At 40.5% G+C, this 20,871-nt stretch carries 17 protein-coding genes and 1 other RNA gene; 12 read left to right on the top strand and 6 right to left on the bottom strand.

Features of this window, described 5'->3' with window-relative positions; all coding sequences use genetic code 11:
* Positions 1-130: 130 nt before the first annotated feature.
* The 3 genes from ACAX20_RS04460 (at position 131) to ACAX20_RS04450 (ending at position 2,715) form a co-directional block, all read left to right on the top strand.
* Positions 131-1,027: a YdiY family protein gene (locus ACAX20_RS04460; protein WP_371188889.1), complete on the top strand. Its 897-nt coding sequence runs from the start codon at positions 131-133 to the stop codon at positions 1,025-1,027.
* 131 nt (positions 1,028-1,158) lie between these two features.
* On the top strand, positions 1,159-2,097 hold the full coding sequence (locus ACAX20_RS04455; RefSeq protein ID WP_371188887.1) for a LysR family transcriptional regulator: 939 nt from the start codon (positions 1,159-1,161) through the stop codon (positions 2,095-2,097).
* 216 nt (positions 2,098-2,313) lie between these two features.
* A complete protein-coding gene (locus ACAX20_RS04450) occupies positions 2,314-2,715 on the top strand; it encodes a hypothetical protein (RefSeq protein WP_371188886.1) in 402 nt (133 codons plus the stop codon).
* 25 nt (positions 2,716-2,740) lie between these two features.
* Here ACAX20_RS04450 and ACAX20_RS04445 read toward each other — a convergent pair whose 3' ends face one another.
* Together ACAX20_RS04445 and ACAX20_RS04440 are read right to left on the bottom strand one after the other, a co-directional pair.
* Positions 2,741-3,100, bottom strand: a complete 360-nt coding sequence (locus ACAX20_RS04445) for an RnfH family protein (protein ID WP_371188885.1) — start codon at positions 3,098-3,100, stop codon at positions 2,741-2,743.
* 2 nt (positions 3,101-3,102) lie between these two features.
* Positions 3,103-3,531 (bottom strand): type II toxin-antitoxin system RatA family toxin, encoded by a 429-nt coding sequence (locus ACAX20_RS04440; protein ID WP_371188883.1) that lies wholly within the window; start codon positions 3,529-3,531, stop codon positions 3,103-3,105.
* A gap of 126 nt (positions 3,532-3,657) precedes the next feature.
* On the opposite strand from ACAX20_RS04440, the gene smpB reads away from it, so the two are divergent.
* Complete coding sequence (smpB, locus tag ACAX20_RS04435) at positions 3,658-4,140, top strand: SsrA-binding protein SmpB (protein ID WP_371188882.1); 483 nt, start codon at positions 3,658-3,660, stop codon at positions 4,138-4,140.
* A gap of 62 nt (positions 4,141-4,202) precedes the next feature.
* On the opposite strand, the gene ACAX20_RS04430 is transcribed toward smpB, so the two are convergent.
* Complete coding sequence (locus tag ACAX20_RS04430; RefSeq protein WP_371188880.1) at positions 4,203-4,667, bottom strand: hotdog fold domain-containing protein; 465 nt, start codon at positions 4,665-4,667, stop codon at positions 4,203-4,205.
* Between the two features lie 803 nt (positions 4,668-5,470).
* Between ACAX20_RS04430 and ACAX20_RS04425 the strand changes: the two genes are divergently transcribed.
* Positions 5,471-7,150, top strand: coding sequence for a hypothetical protein (locus tag ACAX20_RS04425; protein ID WP_371188879.1), 1,680 nt, complete (start codon positions 5,471-5,473; stop codon positions 7,148-7,150).
* A gap of 342 nt (positions 7,151-7,492) precedes the next feature.
* Positions 7,493-8,515 (top strand): hypothetical protein, encoded by a 1,023-nt coding sequence (locus ACAX20_RS04420; RefSeq protein ID WP_371188877.1) that lies wholly within the window; start codon positions 7,493-7,495, stop codon positions 8,513-8,515.
* A gap of 26 nt (positions 8,516-8,541) precedes the next feature.
* On the opposite strand, the gene ACAX20_RS04415 is transcribed toward ACAX20_RS04420, so the two are convergent.
* Both ACAX20_RS04415 and ACAX20_RS04410 read right to left on the bottom strand, forming a co-directional pair.
* Entirely contained in the window at positions 8,542-9,171 is a 630-nt protein-coding gene (locus ACAX20_RS04415; protein ID WP_371188876.1) for a recombinase family protein, read from the bottom strand.
* A 483-nt stretch (positions 9,172-9,654) separates the two neighbouring features.
* Positions 9,655-11,286: a hypothetical protein gene (locus ACAX20_RS04410; protein ID WP_371188874.1), complete on the bottom strand. Its 1,632-nt coding sequence runs from the start codon at positions 11,284-11,286 to the stop codon at positions 9,655-9,657.
* A 706-nt stretch (positions 11,287-11,992) separates the two neighbouring features.
* Between ACAX20_RS04410 and ACAX20_RS04405 the strand changes: the two genes are divergently transcribed.
* The 6 genes from ACAX20_RS04405 to ACAX20_RS04380 all read left to right on the top strand — a co-directional run bounded on the left by ACAX20_RS04405 (position 11,993) and on the right by ACAX20_RS04380 (position 17,745).
* Positions 11,993-12,937 (top strand): integrase domain-containing protein, encoded by a 945-nt coding sequence (locus ACAX20_RS04405; protein WP_371188873.1) that lies wholly within the window; start codon positions 11,993-11,995, stop codon positions 12,935-12,937.
* The gene (locus ACAX20_RS04400) at positions 12,934-13,254 is read left to right on the top strand and encodes a hypothetical protein (protein ID WP_371188872.1); all 321 of its coding nucleotides are present in this window, start codon (positions 12,934-12,936) and stop codon (positions 13,252-13,254) included. Before ACAX20_RS04405 ends, ACAX20_RS04400 begins: the two co-directional genes overlap by 4 nt.
* Positions 13,255-13,431: 177 nt before the next feature.
* Positions 13,432-13,786: a transfer-messenger RNA gene (ssrA, locus tag ACAX20_RS04395) on the top strand.
* Between the two features lie 287 nt (positions 13,787-14,073).
* On the top strand, positions 14,074-14,160 hold the full coding sequence (locus ACAX20_RS04390) for a hypothetical protein (protein WP_371189577.1): 87 nt from the start codon (positions 14,074-14,076) through the stop codon (positions 14,158-14,160).
* A gap of 260 nt (positions 14,161-14,420) precedes the next feature.
* Complete coding sequence (locus tag ACAX20_RS04385) at positions 14,421-15,167, top strand: PEP-CTERM sorting domain-containing protein (RefSeq protein WP_371188871.1); 747 nt, start codon at positions 14,421-14,423, stop codon at positions 15,165-15,167.
* Positions 15,168-15,351: 184 nt separating this feature from the next.
* On the top strand, positions 15,352-17,745 hold the full coding sequence (locus ACAX20_RS04380) for an EAL domain-containing protein (RefSeq protein ID WP_371188869.1): 2,394 nt from the start codon (positions 15,352-15,354) through the stop codon (positions 17,743-17,745).
* A 115-nt stretch (positions 17,746-17,860) separates the two neighbouring features.
* On the opposite strand, the gene ACAX20_RS04375 is transcribed toward ACAX20_RS04380, so the two are convergent.
* On the bottom strand, positions 17,861-20,641 hold the full coding sequence (locus tag ACAX20_RS04375) for a M16 family metallopeptidase (RefSeq protein ID WP_371188868.1): 2,781 nt from the start codon (positions 20,639-20,641) through the stop codon (positions 17,861-17,863).
* Positions 20,642-20,871: the final 230 nt, after the last annotated feature.

Here is a 20,871-nt window from a genome sequence, read left to right as displayed (position 1 = left end):
CGCTTAACTAAAAACCCTCACTACAGGTTCAAATTGAGCATTTTATTTCATATAATCATATCGCTTTTTGCTTACCCCTGTATGCAAACGGATTCGTGGTTCGACAATAATAAAAACTTTTAAGCTGTGTATGAAATTTCTGACGCCATTAACTATCGCCTTACTTATTCCTACAATCTCGTTTGCGGCCTCTAAGCCGGTAAGCCAAAACGCTATTGCTGATATCATTGACGCTTTGAACGCCAAAGAAAACCCAACGTGCTATCACTTTACTGATGAAGTTCCGCCTGAAGAATTTATTGGTTTACCTGAATGCAGTCTTCAGCCACCCGAAGTAACCGGTGCAGTTGAAATAGGCGCATTTTTTAATACCAGTGATAATGATTATTTTATTGCAAAAGTACGTTCTGACTTAAACCATGAAATAGGTAAATTACGCAGTAACTGGATTTTTGATATGTTTGCTCGAAAGTCCGAAGTTACTGACGGTAATAGTGGGGAAAAAGATTATGAAACAACCGATCAAAAATGGCTAACTTCCCTACAAAGTAACTACACCATCGAAGAAGGCGGGCAAAACTACTTATTCGGCTTTGCTGCCTACGAGGATGATCGCTTTAATGCTTTTGATTATCAATCTTCGGTTGCTGCTGGATGGGGTCGCCGATGGTATGAAACAGATACAGCCTATTTAGACGCCGAAGTTGGTCCCGGTCTGAAAATAGAAAAAGTTGCGGCAACAGATGACCAAAACGGTCGAACAGATAGCGCTGCTATTATTCGTATGGCGGCTACATATGAGCAACGTTTTTTTGCAACCATGCAATTTAAGCAAACCTTAAGTGCAGAAATTGCCCCTGAAAACGGCGAAAACAGTAAACTAAAATCGGTAAGCTCGATTACCACTAAACTTATTGAGTCGCTCGCATTAAAGTTTGCCTTTAGTGCTGATCATAATACCGACGTTGAAGGCAATGTAGCGAAAACGCGTACCGAAACATCGCTAACGCTAGTCTATAGTATTTAACGGGTTGGTCTTCGGATATCCCTGAGAACCCCTAAATTTCCGACTGTAATCGTTTGGTTAGCAAATAACTCAATACAAAAAGTCCACATCAACTATTTATTATTCATATGCTTTATAGTTAAATAAATCATATGAATATAAAAGATATCGACTTAAACCTACTTAGCGCTTTTGATGTGCTGATGCGTGAACGAAATGTCACAAAAGCCGCGGGTCACTTAGGCATAACCCAGCCAGCGATGAGTAATAGCTTAAAAAGGCTGCGTGTACTGCTAAATGATCCTGTGTTAGTACGCACGTCTGACGGCATGGTACCAACCGACAGGGCCAGCTATTTAGCCCCAAAAATTCGCAAAATACTGCTTGATACCAAAGAGGCGTTACAGCATATAGAGGCCGATTTTATTCCTCAAACCTCTTCTCGTGTCTACCGTATTATGGCTAGCGACTATGCCGCATCAACATTACTACCGAAACTGTTACGACAAATAAACTCATTAGCGCCAAATATCACCATTGATATCATGACCCCTAGCGATGTTACCTTTCGCGACGTTGAAGATGGTAAAATTGATATGGCAATTAATCAATTTAACGAATTGCCGCTCTCGTTTCATCAAAAACTGCTTTGGCGAGACACTTTTGCTTGTTTAACAGCCGCTAACAACCCAATACTAGCTAACTTTAATTTGGAGTCGTATTTAACGGCAAAACACGTATGGGTATCGAAAACAGGCTTTGGCGTGGGGTTGGGGATGACACCAAAAGATATCCAAAAACTCGGCTGGGTTGATGAGGCATTAGCAAACATTGGTAAACAACGAGACATAAAAATTTTCACTCGTAATTACCATGTTGCCATGCAACTGGCACACGATGATCAAATCATTGCGACCTTGCCAAGTAAAGCGGCAAACCTACAAAAGGACAACCCCTCATACGCAATTTTACCGCCACCATTTGCCATTGCAGATTTGGAATTAAAGATGATTTGGTCACCGCTGTTACATCACGAGCCAAGTCATATTTGGTTTCGTCAGCTGGTTTCAGATGTTGCAACAACATGTTAGTAACCAAGCTAAATTGCAGTAAAGTAAATAAAGGCCAATCATAAACCTGAGCCAGCAGCAAAGCTGGCTTCTTTGTCTCGTTCCGTTTAACTCAAAAAACAGGCCGTTTAACGTATAGCGCTAGCACTTTACAAACAATTAACATAGCCTTAATCATTAATAAAAGTCCATACCATGTCACCAGATAAACTCATTACAGGCTAAAACGGAACAAACATGTTAAGAGCAATACAAAACACATTACTTGTCGCTGTATTAACATTTAGCGGCTTATACCATACCTCTAGCAGCGCTGTTCAAGGTCATAAATACGTATTAAGCAACGATATACAAATGAGTATGACACTGGTTAATCTACATGGTGATGATTTGCACGGCTATGACAGTATATTCAATAAACCTTTAGTGCAGGTTTTTAAAGCAGATCCTACTAGCGTAATCAGTACACCATTGAACAACACCAAGAAAGCTAACAGTGTTTTTGCACTAGCAATGGAATGGCAAGACAAAGCGCAATATTACTACGCCTTGGTTGAAGATATGTTTGGCGGGTCTGAAGACCCGTATGAAGTGAACGATTGTAAAAGTTCGCGTGTGGCGCGCGCGTTAGGCTGGTAATCAGGAAAGCTCTGTTAAAAAGCATTTACGCGTCTTTATCACTACCACTTCGCAACGGATTAACCCTGCCACCGGTAACCTTATCTGCTCGGCCCTCGAGTTTCGCTTTTTCAGCTCGGCGCTTTCTCACTTCTTTAGGATCAGCAATCAGTGGACGATAAATCTCGATACGATCACCATCCTCAACGACTTGTGATAACTTCACTGCACGATTCCAAATGCCGACTTTATTTACTTTTAAATCAATTTCTGGATATTGCGCACAAATACCCGACTCTTGGATAGCTTGTTCAACTGTCGCGCCTTGATCAACAAGTAGTGACAACAATGTTTGCTCGCTTGGTAGTGCATAGACAAGCTCGATTGATATTTGCTCTGATGACATAATTAATATACCTGTTTAGCGCGTTGGGTGAAGGCATTAACCATTGAGTTAGTTAAAGCATCGAACACTTTGCCAAATGCTAACTCAATTAACTTACTTGAAAATTCGTAATCTAAACTCAGCTCAATTTTGCACGCTTCGTCACTTAACGGTGTTAACAACCAATGCCCCGACAAACGCTTAAAAGGCCCATCTTTAAGAGTCATTGATACTTTTTGATTGTGAATTAGCGAGTTTTCGGTAGTAAACCATTTTTGAATACCACCTTTTGAGACTTGCAAAGACGCCGTCATTGATTGGCTGTCTTGTGCAAGCACTTTAGCAGCGCTGCAGCCTGGTAAAAACTCAGGATAAGCGGCAACATCATTAATTAACTGGTACATATCTGCGGCACTATGCATAACCAGTGCACTGCGATTAATAGCTGGCATTAATACTCCCCTATAACAGCGCTTATAATATCAAAGCATTATAAAAATCACACCATGAAAATTTAACGACTTTTTTGTTGTTAAGCAGTACCATTAAGCCATTGTTTGCGTATAATAGGCGCCACTATGGCAAAGAAAAAATCGAACAAACAACCAAGTAATACTATCGCGTTAAATAAAAAAGCGCGTCACGAATATACTTTAAGTGATAAGTTTGAAGCGGGAATAGAATTACAAGGCTGGGAAATAAAATCTATTAGAGATGGTAAAGTTAACATCTCTGATTGCTACGTATTTATCCGCAATCGCGAAGCCTATTTGCTTGGCGCCGAAATTCAGCCACTGATTTCAGCCTCTTCTCACGTGGTTTGTGATCCAAGGCGAGATAGAAAGCTTCTCCTAAACCGTCGAGAAATCGATCGTCTCGTTGGTGCGGTAGAGCGCCAAGGTTACTCTCTCATTGCTACATCCATGTATTGGAAGCGTAACTGGGTAAAACTGGAGTTTTGCTTAGGTAAAGGTAAAAAATCACACGATAAGCGCAGTGACATTAAAGAGCGAGAGTGGAAGGTCGACCAAGGTCGTATCATGAAGCACAAGAACAGATAGTTAAAAGCCTGCAAATAGCAGGCTTTTTTATACCTCGTCGTTAGCTGTTCGCTAAAACTCGATTATTTTTTCTTTTTGCTCACCCAAACAGTAATCACGCCTTTAGCAACTGAAACACCGTTATCATCAAAGGCTTCAACGGGCACACCAAAGTCACCAGGCAGCCACTCGATGCCATCGAGATCGGCAACGCACGTTACATCGGTGCCTGCTTTAGCGGTGTAATTAACGGTCATCGATTTGGGGATCCAACGCAAATCTTGCGGAATACTCGCTTCACACACAGCCCCCATCGCCATTTCTAAACCGTTGCAAACGGCAATCGCATGCACCGTGCCTATATGGTTTTCAACACTTTTGCGTTTTGGAATAACCACTTTTGCATAACCATTTCTAAGTTCCACCACTTGTGGATTAATGGTCTTGAAATATGGCGCCCAACGAGCAAAAAACCAAGAAAATAGTCGGTTGCCAAACGGAAACTTGCCCCATTTCTCATAAATTTCCAATAGTTTATTCTGGGCCATCATTACCTCTTATTGTAGTTTTTGTAATCTCCAGGGCAATCAGTATACCGTATTAACACTAATTTAAAAGCTCTACAAATAGACTACACTCGTTTAGAAAATAAGAAGTAGCAGACTGAGTTTTTCAAATATCCCCACCGCTACAAACATCAAAGTCGTATATAAAAGCAACTCACCTTAAGAACATAATTAGGTCGCTCATCAAAGCTCAACTTCAGATTGGCCAGGTTAATGAGAATCTTTAGGCAGAATCCTAAATAGTCACATCAATAAGATTCATAAAAACAAAAGTTTAAGCTAAAAATGAATCTAATCGAATAACATTTGTCCAAATAAATAGTGGTACACAAAGTGAGACACAAGGGGCATAAATTTAACGCTTGCTCATAAACCTCATACGGGCTAGAATGCTCGCTATCACTAACTTTAACGTTAAATCGTAAAAGTTTACACCAACGGTGAAATGATATCTGGGGCGGATTTAGGATTCTTCTAAACCCAGAAAATTCAAAGCCTCCAGCCAAATTCCTTTTTCTCTGGTACACACACTGACACATTTTATGCAATTAAAATGGGACATTCGGTGTATGAGAGCTACCAACTCATTTGCAAGCAAAAATTCTCAACTTAATTCGCAAATAATCGGGGGAAAACGATCCCCCTACCTGTTTTTGCGAAATTCAACATATTATCTCCGCAAGCGACTTAACCATCGCGTTAACGGACGAAATGTTTCAACAGGCCAACATTACCCTAAAGAGATAAAGTTTAGCCTTAAAACGAAAGACTCAATTAGAGCTCATTTGGCAGCACAAATATTCTCAGAGCTTGTTGAACATTACGCCCACTTAATTAAAAGTGATATTGTGGAGAATGTTATTTTGGGTATTTCACTCATTACTCGGCATGTTAAAAAAGTCCTTACCATCACCAATGTAGGGCACGTTTTAGCTTCAATGCCATTACCGGACTTCGACGCGGAAGCTAACTTACTATGCGGTTTGGAAGACGATCATGAAACGCTTGCTACGAAAGCATCGCCATATTTACGAGAGCAAGCCGAAGAAGAGTTTTCTGGTTATTTAGATTCAGAAGAAATTTTCTTCAATAGAGATGAGATTCCCTACCAATCAGGTGTAGAGAAACTTGTTCGGAGAAAGCAATTTATCGGCAGTCTAGCGCAAGCGAAAAGCTCGTGTGATTTTGAAAAGGAAATGGAGCTCATTGATAAACAAGACAAGTTTGCTCATTTTCCAATGCCTGCGAGTGCGGCATCATCACTCAAAGACGATATTGAGCTGATTTGTCTAAGTGAATTAAAAAAAATCTATTTAGAGAGTGAATACGACATCGACTGGGAGCGCTGGCAGAACTCGCCAGAATATCGAGGCCATAAAGATAATGACCGCGCCAAAAAGATGTATGAATCGCTCAATGAACTTGAATTTTACCTAGGTAACCGACAACTGCACCAATACAAAAAACGAGACTTCAAAGGTCTGTTTAAGTTAATGCTGTCGATGCCAAAAGCCCGAGCAAAAGTTTATGCTAATTGGTCTCTCTCTGACCTAGAAGCTAAAGACTGGACTAAATTCCTAAACAAGGATGGTCGAATTGTAGATATAACGCTGCAGCTCAGTACGGTCGATAAACATCGTCAAAGAATACGCCAAGTTTTCAAATGGGTACTAGAGCAACTAGAGGATATTGATGGTGGTGAAACCATTATTAAAAGGAATCCTGTTCCTTCTCAGCCTCCTGTATCGAATAAACAATTAAAAGAGATTAAAGGTAAACCATGGGCTAGGTTTAGCGAGTCAGATCTTGCGTCTATATGGCAATGTGATGCTATCATTCAACCAGAGAAGGACTGGCATTACTGGATCCCTGTCCTACTTCGAACATCTGGCGCCAGACCTAACGAAATCTGTCAACTAGCCATTCAAGACATCTACTTTGAAGATGTGAAGTTAGATGACGACAGTACGGAACGTATGTGCTACCTAAAGGTAACTGAACAATTATCTGATCAGAGCGTTAAGAACAGCCAAAGTACACGAGACATTCCTCTACACCCGATCGCCTTAAAATTGGGTTTTGAAGCTTTTTACAATCGTCAAAAATCATTGAAAAGTCCGCACCGTTCCCTTTGGACTGATTTAAAAGTTCGTGCAGGATATTACTCGACCAACTATCGAGAATGGTTTAATAAATACATCCTAGATAATACAGAAGTCATTAAAGAACGTTTTGATGAGGATGGTTTGAAGAAGGTTCCGTATAGCTTCCGCTCAACGTTCATAACTAGCTTTCGAGAGCAAGGTTTGGCAGGAGCTATAAGCTCTCAATTAGTTGGTCACATTGATCAAAGTACGACCCGTATGACTGAAAATTACACGAAGCCATTTTATCGTAAGCACCTGTATTTAGAACTAAAAAAAGACTCTATGGAAGACTTAAAGCTGTTAAAAGAGTTTTCCTAATAACGTATTTTATAGCCCGCAATGTGCGGGCTTTTTTTAACTTCTGTGACTAAATCATTAGCGCATTACACCTCTTACCACGATATTAATTTTAGGCTAGCAACATAAATCTTTCAGAAAATTAATACCGTTAATATCACTACTATAACTTTCCTGTGTACGCTATTAGAATGTCGACGCCCCCCATAAGGTAATACGTCTCGCGGTATCGTGCTAGTAACCTAAATAATATTCGTTGAATATTACCTAATTTTCATTAGAATGCTCGATCAAGCCACACCATCAAAACAAATTTATTACAATAAAGTTACACACCAAAGCAACAACAATAATAGGGAAAACATGAAAAATATTATCTTACCAATAATTATAGGAGCCAGTGCATTATTAAGTGGCTGTGCAACCACACCAGAACAGGCTCGCCTTGATGCGAAAGAGATGGAATTGGAACTCGCACAAAATCATGACGGATTAAATGCTCTAAGATCTTCAGGCATAAAAGTTAACTTTAGAAAATTTCAATACCGCCCAGTTCTTTCATATAAGAATACATTTGGTGACTTCAAAATTAGTAAACAAACCCAAGCAGGTCTTGGTGATCTCGTAAATCTAAATTTGGCTGCATTAAATTATACTGTGTGCGGTAACATTGATTCCTCTTCTATCGAACACTCTACAAAATGTACAGATCTTCAGATAAGGAACCATCTTCTCGAACATACCATTTGGGGGACTAAAAAAGCATATGACAACACGAAAGACTCTCTAGATAAGATTTATGACGAATTAAATAAGATCGACTCATTTCTTAAGCCAATGTCTAGTGAAGAAAGAGAGTTTTGGGGAACGGCGTTCGTCAACGAAATGGAGGGTCGCTATACTGCTGAAGAATTGATTGCGGCGCTAAAGAAGTATTCCTCAGCTTCTGATAGCAAGTATGCAGATATGATTGCTTTCGAAAAGGCACAATTTGCAAAAAATGAAGCCAAACGTATTCACGATGAAGAACTTGCTAAAGCCCATGAAGAACAGCAGCATCGAGAAAGATTATTAGCGGCTGAGCGCAGGGGTCGCGAACGACAACAATATAACTATCAACAACGCCTTGTATGGAAAATGAGGCATGATGCTGTATATACGCCCGGTGATCTTGTCTGTACAGCTGATAATCAATTTGGTTATGTCGAGACATCCAATAGCAAAAACACTAAAGTATTAATCAAAGGTACTGCGCATAAACAACCAGACATGTTCTTCTTCGGTAATCATTTACAAGATATCGGAACTGAATTCACTACCGTTAAACATGAAGAAATAAAATGGTTCTCGAATTCAGATATTGCCAGCTGCCAAATAAAAATTTAACAACTATAAATTACAATAGCTCAGAACTAGTCTGAGCTATTTAGCTCCTGTTTTTTTACTTTGCTAATAGTATGACGGGAACAACCAAGTATTTTCTGGATATAGGTGTAGCTCTTGCCATCGCTCAGAAGGTTACTAATATTTTCATGTAAGGCTAGATTTATGGGCCTGCCTTTGTATTTCCCTTCCAGCTTAGCTTTAGCTATTCCTTGCTTCTGTCGTCGGCGTCTGTCCTCATAATCTTTGCGAGAAATTGCCGCGAGCATATCAAGCATCATATTATTCACCGCGTCGAGCATTCTTTCGGTAAACTCATCTCCAATAACCTTTAGCTGCTGATGACTCGTTGGCAGGTCGAGGGCAACAAGCCTTATTTTCTTTTCGTTAATTATCCCCCTAAGGCGCTCCCAATCAGCCTTATTCAAGCGACTTATTCTATCTACTTGCTCAACAAGTAACACATCACCGCTGGCAGCGATATCCAGTAAACGAAAAAGTTCAGGACGCTCCAGTGTCGCCCCGCTTTCATTCTCACTAAACCAATGACAGACATTCTGCCCTAGCTCTTCAGCAAAAGATTGTAATTCTTGTTTTGACCGTTGTGCATCTTGTTCGCTAGTTGATGCCCTCAGGTACGCATATATTCTGTTTGACATTGTTGTTCCCAGTTCATTTTAAATAGTGCTCATACGTTGGTGCACTATAAGTAGGGATTCAACCATTACTGCACTTGTTTTGATTAAGTGCGCTTAAGGTATACCCAAAACAAACATCAAGAGCTATCTTTCCCTGCCCTAGCAAAGATTATTAAAACACCGTTAATTTAGCTGTCGTTTCAAATAATGAAGAAGTGATTTACGAGGTATTCTATGCACATACAGTTAGTTGTCAGGTTGATATATACCTTTCGATGATTGTTGGATTCTCGCTTAATTAAATAACGCGAGGCGGTATCCAAGCACCGCTAAAAGTTGCTTGATACAAACCTCTTTGAGGTGATGTGTGGGGGTGGCAGTCCTCGTTAGAGTTAGCCCGGCATCCAGTAAGCCGACATTTAACTGGCACCAAATGCAGCTTTTTAGCTGCTTTTGGTGTTTATGCTATCAAAGACATTTCCCTACTACTAAACAAAAAACCAACTAGTTATTCTCTGCTTCAAGAAAGTAATACTCTAATGTATTAATGACCCGGATTGCCTTTAATAATATCTCGCTAAATGCCTCGTAATAATTGTCAGCATCTAATTTGAAGTACGATATAACAGATTTATCTGGTCTACTTCCCTTACGATGAGCGACATTCGTTGACCTTAAACGTTGCAACATTCTTAGATACTCAATCAGCTCCGTAAATGAGGCTCCTGTATGAGTCTCTAGGTAAGCTTGTAATTTTTCGAGTCGCTTAGCTTCCTTCGATAATTCAGCAATGCTTTTTGTTAGCTCTTTATCATTGATTGAATCAATAATTATTTTTGTAAGTGCTAAAACTTGCTCTTCAAATTCCTTTTGGTTGCCTTTTGATGGCACATGCAAGGCTGTCAAATAATGCATATCTCCTTTAGCTAATGGCTTAAAGATGTACCAACCGTATTTTGCATGCCAAGTCTCATTGAAAGATTTCAACTTATATTTAAAATAATTATCTACAGCATCTGGTGTTGCAAAATCACCGTTAAACGATCTTGATAGATTAGTTTTGCTGATACCGCCTTGAGGGGGAATATTATATGATTTCCAGTATTTCTGCTCCTTCGTTGGCAATCGACTTAAGTCTCCAAGAAAAACAGATACATACGAACCAATGTTGTTATCTACTGGTAAACTCCAGAAGCCGTCAAGACTGACTTTACCATCTGCCACAGTATATTTAGGATTGTCGTAGTACTTTTTTAATACGTCTCTATCAAAATAGACAGGAGTCAAAACAAATGGTGCCCCTTCAATTCTTTTATAATAATTGCTTAATTTTGACTCTTGGCACGTAAAGAATACGTCGTCTCCAGACTCATCATATCCGATATGATATTCTTCTGGCTCTCCTTCGGTAAAATGTTCAAAACTACTAGGGGTGAAATCTTTAGTCCTAGTTATTACAATTTTTCCCATCATCCAACTATGTGTTAAGTCGTTCCTTATGCCGTAATCAGCAATATCTCTGCACCCATCACTGTAGATGGCTTCTTCGGTCTTTATGAGATCATTTTTGGCAATTAACCCCAACTCCTCAAGGCTGCTCTTTGAATACTGAGAACTATCAAAGTAAATACACAAATTCATTTTTCTGATATTCAAGTACTGCCGTAAGAATTTAGTTTTAACCTTAGCTTCATTAGCGTTGATAACAACAACATCATGACTCTCAGCATTATCGTCGAACCAACAGTAAGTAATTGAGTCGTCTGTTTTTGTTTCGAAAAGATTAAAGTACAGTAAGAACTCATCAGAGAGAGTAATAATGCGTTTATTTGTTATAGGATGACGTCGGTATATTAAAAGTGGTTCAACGCAATTGTCTGAAAACCTATCATAACGCCAGTTCCTTTCTCCATTTTCAAAGCCGAATATTAGCCCTGGTGCAGCTCTACAATATGAAATTCCCCAAGAGTTATCTTCTAGCTCCTTGCTCAAGAATTGATCTGAAACCAATCCACAATATATTCCACAACTATTACCGACACTATCGTCATCCTCTAGAGCATAAATTTTAGTCCAACCGTTACTTGTAAACTTACTATTTATTTCGCTTTGAAGAGCTGAAAAGTTGATATCCATATACGTCTCATTTTGCAGTTAATATAAAAGTTACCGCATTAATCCTATCAGTTACATGAAAAAGATTCATTTTAAACTGCAATGTCTAAAAAACATATTATTGCTCTGAAAAACCACTATAAAACAAAGCATTTCAAGATAAAAAAACTCATTACTCCTCTTAAAATATACCTATCATTCGTTAACAGAGAACTGTTGCTCCGATACTCAGTAAACAGAGTCAAAACCCAATTGCTGCGGTAGTTACTATCTATCGTGAAAGTTTGCACAGCGTCGCTGTCGGCAAAAATATAGTCGCTTAGGTATCGTAGTGCCTCACATCGTCCCAACTCATATTACTCAACTCAACCTCATGCCTTCTCATTCTTCTTTATCTGAGGTGTTTGAGTAAATGATTGGTCAACGATGTGCACGAGTCTGTCTCTATTGTCGCGGAGCGGCATAAATAGAGACAGACGGGGATAGAATCACGGTGCATCCAGTGCTATCCCAATCCGAATAGGCTTTGTAGCCATTTGCATAACGCTATCTCTGCGATATGCAAAACGCCATATTCGATGAGGTGTGGGTAACAAAATAAAGGATTAATTTGTTACCAGCTTACTCCTATAGAAAGGTAAGTCAACACACCGCCTACAGGGTGCTTTCATGAGGGTCGACCGTCCCATTTTAATTCGGTTTATTACTTACCAATTAAGGGGAATACATGAAAAAACACAACACACACTCTGGACGAAATTTTGGCTACGGAAAGCAACTCGCCTATGCGGGTAAACAAGCACTAAATGATAGGTTTGGCGATGATGGCAAGTATGCAACCAAAGCGAGTCATCACGCTCGCTTTAAGCAATTTGCCACATGGTGTAAAGCTATTGGCATCGTCGATGCTAGATACATTGATAGTCAACATATTGCGGCTTATTGCAAAGAACTCAACGAGCAAATCAACTCAGGGGACAAGTCGATAAGCTATGCACAGAATCAAATATCATCTGTCAATGTCGTACTATCAACGATGCGTAGTGACAATAAACTCACAGTCTCACCATCGAAAGTTTTGTCTCAGCGAACACATATAAGAGAGAGCGTTCCGCTGTCATTAGACAGAAACCAATATCAACAAGCTTTAGGGAAATTACAAAACGACGAAGCAAAAGCAGCGGTAATGTTAGCGCGTGAATTTGGTCTACGTCTTCGCGAAGTAGCTTTGTTTCGTCCGGGTGAAGCAATTAAGCAAGTTAATCAACTCGGACATATAAATATACAGCGAGGAACCAAGGGCGGACGGACAGCCGATCGCCTGATAACTCCGAATAATCGACAACTGGAAACCCTTCATTTTGTGCAAGCCGTGGTTGGTAAGGATCACTGCCTTGTTGATAAAGTTGGCAAGCTCACCACATGGCGAAACCAACTATACAAAGAATACAGAGATTCTGGTGCTCAGGCTCTGCTTGGTAAGTTCCACGATAACCGTGCCGCCTTCGCATGTGAAGTCTACAAACAGCTCACCTCCAAAGACGCGCCTGTTGTTTATGGTAAGCGAATGGCTGACAAACAATCCGACTTGATGGCTCGTAAGCATTGCTCTCAATTACTGGGACATAACCGAGTAGATGTTATGGCGAGCTATATAGGTTCGGCGAAATGACGACTTTCTCAACCTCAAAAATTGAGAAAGACGTCTTTCGCATCATGCGCCACAAGTTAAAAGGCAAGAGTAGCGCTGTCGAGCTAAAGTGTTGGCAAATGGTCACAATAGCCAAAGCCATTCATGAGCGATTCGGCGTCTATCCTTACAGCATAAAACTTAAGCATTTGATTTGGTATATGGAAGAACGATTGCTTTGGATCCGCTCTGCACACACCAGTTATCGATATTATCTAGCGATTAAAGGCTTTTGCGAATGCACTGGAAAATGGCCTCACTGGCAAAACCAATTAAATATAAGAAAACCAGAGATATAAGCGAAAAATGAATCAAATCGAATAACATTTGTCCAACTAAAAGGTGGTACACAAACTGAGACACAATGAGCTTAAATATAACTCTTGCTCATAATCCTCAGACGGGCTAGAATGCCCTTTATCACTCACTTAGCGTTAAATCGTGTAAGTTTGTACACCAACGGTAAAATGATACTCGGGGCGGATTTAGGATTCGACGGGATTCACGAAACCCAAGGTGCATGCCCAGGGGCGGTTGGCCTGGTAAAAAGCCGCAAAACAATAGTTGCAAACGACGAAACGTTCGCACTAGCCGCTTAATTTAGGCTAGCCATCCTCTCAAAGCCTTTCCTGTTGGCTTGAGAAGCGATGGTCACCCCAAACAGGATAGCGAGGGAACCTTGTCTGAGGGTGAACCGCGAAACCGTATCAGACTCACCAGAAGGAAGCCTGTCGTTTGGCGTCTGACTGGTTAAACAGTAAAACGACTAAGCATGTAGGACCGAGGATGTAGGTTTTTCGGACGGGGGTTCAACTCCCCCCCGCTCCACCACCTCCATGATTAAAGACGCTCAAGGGCGTCTTTTTTTATGTCTGAAAGTCTTGTTTTATAAAGATTTTGTTATAAATCGAGTGCCAATAAGAATGTTTAACGGGTACCGTGACAACCAACAATTTAAGTAGGTAATTTGAAACTGAAATTAAAATAAGAGAGACACACATTCTGGGACGGTACCTAGCAAAAGGCATAGATCCAAAAACTACAAAGACGATCAGCAACGCCAGCAACAAGAACTTCATGCCAATACATTTGAGCAAGTTACTAAAAATTGGTTTGAAATTAAGAAAACTGAAATCCAAGAAAATACCGCTAACGATCTGTGGCGCTCGCTTGAACTCCATATCTTGCCCGAGCTTGGTAAGTAGCCCGTCAGCCAGATCACCGCACCAATTCCATGATTAAAAACGCTCAAGGGCGTCTTTTTTGTCTTCAATTAAGATTTTCTGATCAGCACTTTAAATCCACTTTAGTGTCAAAAATTTTTACAAAACTTACACGCCACTTACCCCGAATCGCCAGAACCAAAACATAAAGCATTGATTTAATTACACTTAAAATCAATGGAATGTTTTTTGCTTTTACAAGGCAGAGGTCTTTATTAGCTCAATTCGGGGCACTATTTATTATGAAAAGCACGTTTATTATATTGTTGATATTGACAATAGTTTTTTCTATTTCAGCCAAAGCAGGTGTTATCGAGGCTAACACATGGAATAGTAATGAAGAAGGAGGTACAGTTGTTGGTAACTACAGTGTACAAATAGATAATGAAACTCATCCTGGTTTCATATATTTTTTCGTAACTGTCGAACCATGGAATGCTGAAGCTTTAGGTCTATTTATTGATTTTGGTGATTTTGATGCTAGTTTGGCGGGTGATGTCGATCCACTCTCTAATGTGATAGTGCAGTTAATACCTCAATCAGATGATGGTGACCCTGTAGATGTTTCGCTACTTGCTTTAGATACAGAGTCTAATGACTGTGGTAATGGTTGTAATTTGAACGGGTTTCCTATTGATGGCGTTGAATGGGAGATGGTTTACAGATTAAACACTAATGGTTCAGCAGATCCAGTTCAGACAACCGCTTGGAAAATAGATATCGACGCGTTTTCTAACGAAACTTTTAAAAACTTTTTGAGAAGTGATGACGCCTTAAGTGCCGATTATATAGCTTTACGCTCACAATCGGTATGTTCTGGTGATGGTACTTTAGATGGTAGCACTACGTGTGGAGGGAGTGAAAAAACTTATTGGACTGGTGGCCCTAGAGATCCACGAACCGACATACCTGAGCCTCATATTTGGTTAATGTTTGGTTTAGGATTTATTGGGCTTATGATTAGCCGCCGGAAAAACCTACAACGTTAATATCTTAACCATTCATGTCATATTGAGAGGACTCGTTATGCTAGGCATAGCGAGTCCTTTTCTTGTCTAACTCTGCATAGTAAATGCTTGCTTTTAACTGCATTTTTTGTCATCTTACCTTTATAACCGCTTAAAATAACAACAAATGATATTGATGCAATCGATATCAACACAGGACAAGCGCATGACCACTCTATTTTCGAGCATTCGTAGCCGTATTTATTTCTTTTTTGTATTGCTTCTTATTGCTGTTCAATCGGTTTCTTTCCTAACCTCATACTATTCTAATAAACAAAGAACGGAACAACAGCTCGCAACTCACCTAAATAATGCCGAACAAATACTTAAAGAAAAGCTCGATAGTCGCAGTTACTATCTAACCGCATTCACTGAAATATCAGCAACTGATTCAAGCCTTATCGAACAGTTTGAGTTAGAAAATAACAACATCACCTTACCGCTTAACAATCATCGTAAGCGCATTGACGCCGACATTGCCTTAGCTATTGATATTAATGCAAAAGTTATTGGCCATTTGCAGGTAAAAGATAGCAATAAGGAAATTAAACGGGTCGAAACTGGTGAACTTATTAACCTCCAGTTTTCGCAAACAGATTGGTTGATGGACCACCCTATTGAAGTACTTTATGCCGACAGTAATACCATTTACCAAATGGTGATCAGTCCCGTGCAACAACAATATGAAACCATCGGCCACATCGCCCTTGGTTACTCTATTAATACTGCACTAGCAAATGAGCTTGCTGGTTTGAGTAATTTTCATGTTGGCTTTGCTCTTGAAACAAACAAACAATGGCAATGGATAGCGCATAGTGACTCGATGACTGACACCACGGAATCGACGTTAACCGTGTCTCCATTTAATAGTAACCATAGTGATAATTTAATTGGTAAAAAACTGCCACTCGGTAGCATTGACGACAACCAAGTGAATGCGACGTTCTTTCAATCACGTTCGAACCTGATCGGTGCGATCCGCCAAGACAGTTTCAATATTTTTGTTTTAATCACTATTACGCTGGCAATCTCAATGCTCGGAGCATATTCGATAGCTAATGGTATTACCCGCCCTATTCGTTCGTTGGTCACCATTGCCAATAAAATTGCCAAAGGTAAATACGCACCAGCGGTTACTAGCGAAGTTGGTACGACATCCGAATTAACCCTTCTTGCCGAACAGTTCTCAATGATGCAGGACGCCATCAAAGAACGGGAAAAGGAAATCACTAGCCAAGCATTTCGCGATATGTTGTCAGGTTTACCTAACCGAAGTCAGTTTTATCGTGATGTGAACGATCTAAAACAGCCATTCTTATTGTGCCAAGTCAACTTACGTAGGTTGTCTGAAATCAATGATACCTTGGGACATGAAGTTGGCGATGAAGTCATTTTAGAAGTGGCTCAACGCTTACAAAAACTTGAAAAACCGCTCTATCACACGTCAGGTAACAGCTTTTTGGTACGTTTTGATAGTCACTCAATTGACGATATAAAAACATCTATCGATGCCATTAGCCAAGAGATGGAGCCAATTTTTGTTTACCAAAATATCTCAATCCACTTACAAGCCAATATTGGTGTAACCTTAAGTGATGGTTGGACACATGCTAACCAAGTGCTTAAGGAAGTCGACTCAGCTATGCAGTTGGCAAAACGTAATAATGTTATTTACCAAGTATACGATCGTCAAATCGACTTAAATACCTTAGATAGATTACAACTGGTCAACCGCCTGCGAGGCGCGATAGAAAATGATGAATTTGTCTTATTTTATCAGCCTAAATTAAACTTAGCCGATAACTCAGTGCAAGAAGTCGAAGCGTTAGTCCGCTGGAATCATCCAGTTAATGGCCTTATTACACCTGACTCTTTCATTCAAATAGCCGACCAAACCGGGCAAATGTCAGCGCTCAGTAAATGGGTGCTTAATGAAGCAATCAAGCAGCATAAACGCTGGCGAGATGACGGTATCGACTTGAAGGTCGCTATCAATATTTCACCAGAAAACCTACTTGATGATGAGTTTTGTCACTACTTGATCAACACCTTATCTGAAGATAGTCAGATCATCGATGCTCTTACCTTCGAAATCACCGAAGATGCGTTTGTCGATAACAACTCTAAAGCCATTGATAACCTATTAATGCTACGCCAGCACGGTGTTAACTTATCAATCGACGATTTTGGTACGGGCTACTCTTCGCTCGCTCAGTTGAAAAATCTACCGGTACAAGAGCTAAAAATCGATCGAGCTTTCATTCAACATTTAGTGCACCAGCCTGAAGATCAGTTGATTGCTGACTCCACCATCAAGCTGTCACATCAACTTGGCTTAGTGGTTGTCGCTGAAGGTGTAGAAAACCGTCAAACGCTCGACTGGTTACGTGAACAAAATTGTGAAAAGGCGCAGGGCTACTTTATCAGTCGCCCACTTTCTAGCGATAACCTAGAAAAATGGCTAGCGAAGACCGAATATAAGGTTAAGCAGCGTGTTGATAAAACGACTAAAAAGGTCAACGCAAAGGCGACGCCTAAACAGCAAACTACGACCGAGTAAGTCATCGTTCATTGCCACGACGGAAATAGTGTGAACTAATTCAAGTATCAAACTATCCAGACCACAAAAAAGCCGCCATATAGGCGGCTTTTGCTTTACCTGCATCAGCGATGCTTTAATTACTATTAGCTTTTACCTTAGCAAAGTCACCTGCAACAAAATAGTTAAAGTCCATATTGCCAATGTATTGTACAAATACACGTTGAACCTCTTGTTTCGTTAAGGTCTTTACTTTTGCGATTTGCGCATCGTAATAGTCAAGATCGGTACCAGTGAAGCTGGCATCGTTAATCACGCCTGCAATCGCCTTATCACTTGCCCACGCTCGTTTACGATTAGCAATAAAGCCTTGTACTGCTCGCTCTAGCTCTTCATCCGTAAAACCATCCGCAACCACTTTTGCGACTTCTTCTTTATACGCGGTAATAACCGCATCCATGTTTTCTGGTGCAGCGATAGCGATCGCATAGAAAATACCCTGCGGGTCAACCATATCAAGTTGCATGCCTGCCCCTACCGAGTAGCTGTAGCCCTCTTTTACACGAATTCGTGCGCCAATGCGCGACGTAAACGGATCACCACCGAATATGGTATTGGCTATTTGTAGTGCAACATAATCATCATCCTGGCGAGTCATGTTCAGCGGATTAATGACAAACAACTGAGCATTAGCTTTGTCAGGCGTTTCCGTCTTCAGCATGGTGCCTGCAACGTTTTTTAAATCGGTTGGCATTTTTTGCCATGGAGTATCATTAACATAACCCGCTAATACCGATTCAAGTTGATTTGATACCGCATCAGCATCAACATCACCAACAACAGTAATATGACCATTATTAACGTTAAAGTGTGATTTAAACAACGACTGTAACTGCTCACTCGTCACCGCTTTGGTGTTAACGATTTGCTGGTCTAAATCAAGATACGCCTTAGGGTGTCCTGCAGGATAGTTATATAACGTTTTACGATACATGTTGGCAGCGATTGAACGCGGATCATTACGCTGCGCCTCAATGCCGGCAATCGCTGAACGTTGCAATACTTCAAGCTCTTTTTCAGGAAAGGTTGGTGTTGCCAGTAATTCACCTAAAAACGTTACGGTTTCTGCCATATTTTGCTTATCAGTGGTAATAGATATATTCGTTTCACCTGCTGACGTACCAATATTAATTGAACTTTTTAGCTGATCTAGACGTGTCGCGATCTGCTCTTTTGTATAACGTTCGTTACCTAATTTCAGCAAATTGCCAACAAAACCAATCGCAGTACCTTGGTTATGCAAGCTTTGCGCGCTTCCTGCTGGAAAATGCATTGAAATTACGACCTCATCTCCACGTAATTTTTTCGGGTAAACATTCACTTTGGTACCAACCGGCCACTGCTTTTGCACCAAGCGGGCTTTAATATTACTTACCGTGTTGTCGTAAATTTCACCTTGTGCAGCAACCTCTTTACCTTTGTAATCTTTTAACACATTATCAAGGTTTGGAGCAGCCGGAATTTCAGCTCGTACAGGCTTATCGGTAGGAATGAAACGACCTAACGTGCGGTTACTCGCAACAAAATATTTTTCAGCGACCGCTTGCACTTGCTCTGGTGTTACCTTTTCAATGAGATCTCTAAAGTAAAATGCGTGGCGATAATCACCTTTAGCGATATATTCAGATAACTGCATGCCCACTTTGGTAACATCACGCATCGCTTGCTCTGCTTGTTTCGCTAATTTCAATTTAGCTAGCTTAACTTCTTCTTCGCTGATCGGCTGCGTTTTAATATTTTCAATAAGCTCGATCAAAGCGTTTTCAATCGCCGCAGTATCTTTGCCTTTTTCACCCTGTGCTATTAAGAAGTACTGAGAACTGTCTTTAAGCATAAAGCTCATATTAAATGCCATACTGGCAACACCGGATTCAACTAAACTCTTTTGTAAACGGCCACGAGTATAATCACCCATGATTTCTTCAAGCACCTGAATAGCCGCTGCATCGGGGTGTAAACCACTTGGAATATGATACGCTAAACCAACATATGGTAAGTCGCCAACGCGGCGCAAATTGACTTCGCGTTCGCCATCTTGCGTAGGCTCAACCGTGTACAAGGCTTGGATCGGTTGTTCCGGCTTAGCAATGGCGCCGAACTGTTTCTCGATGAGAGCAATGGTCTTTTGTTTATCAAATCGACCGGCAACCGTTAGCACAGCGTTATCGGGACGATAGTGGGTTTTATAAAACTCGCGTAGGCGTTGAAATGGGAAGTTTTCAACATCAGAGCGAGCTCCTATCGTTGAGTTACCATAGTTATGCCAAAGGTATGCTAACGATGACATACGCGCTAATAACATGCGGATGGCGTTGTTTTCGTTGCGTTCCATCTCGTTGCGCACAACAGTCATTTCGCTTTGCAGCTGTTGTTCCGTAAAGGTTGCATTGACCATGCGGTCGGCTTCCATACCTAGTGCCCAAGCCAGTGAGTCTTCATTCGCGTCAAACACTTCAAAATAGTTGGTGCGATCTAACCAAGTTGTGGCGTTAGTCGCCATACCACGCTTTTTAAATTCTGTATCAATGCTTGGGTAGTTAGTTGAACCTTTAAACAACATGTGCTCTAACAAATGCGCCATACCGGTTTCACCGTAATTTTCATGTACGGAGCCAACGCGGTAGGTTATGTTTACTAAGGTTTTTGGTTGTGCCGCATCGGGATAGAGCAACACTTTTAAGCCATTTTCTAAAGTGTATTCTTCAATACCCTCTACGCTTCGTACATACGTTAGCGGGCTCACCGATGATTGAGTTGCCGCCGCCGTTGTTGCTTGCTCTGCGGTTGCTGTACAACCAGTTAAGCCAATCGCTAAAGAAACCGAAAGACCAACAAGGGTTGGTTTTAAAAATCTCATTATTTAACCTTTTATATTATTATGATTATCAAAGAGCTCTGCTCTAACCTGTAACGCTAAATCACTAAAGCTATTATCGAGTAGTGTGCTGTACGCTAATCGACAAGCTATAAATATCGCTAACTTAACACTAACCAAATACCTTACCAACCATCAACCAACAAATTGTTAAAAAATATTTTCAACAATGCTTACATGCCATTCTGAGTCGCGTAACCATGCGTCATGGC

It is taken from the genome of Thalassotalea sp. Sam97 (genome assembly GCF_041379765.1).
In the GTDB taxonomy this organism is placed as follows: Bacteria; Pseudomonadota; Gammaproteobacteria; order Enterobacterales; family Alteromonadaceae; genus Thalassotalea_A; species Thalassotalea_A maritima.
Note: the sequence above shows the minus strand (reverse complement) of the source record. Positions and strands in the feature narration are given on the sequence as shown.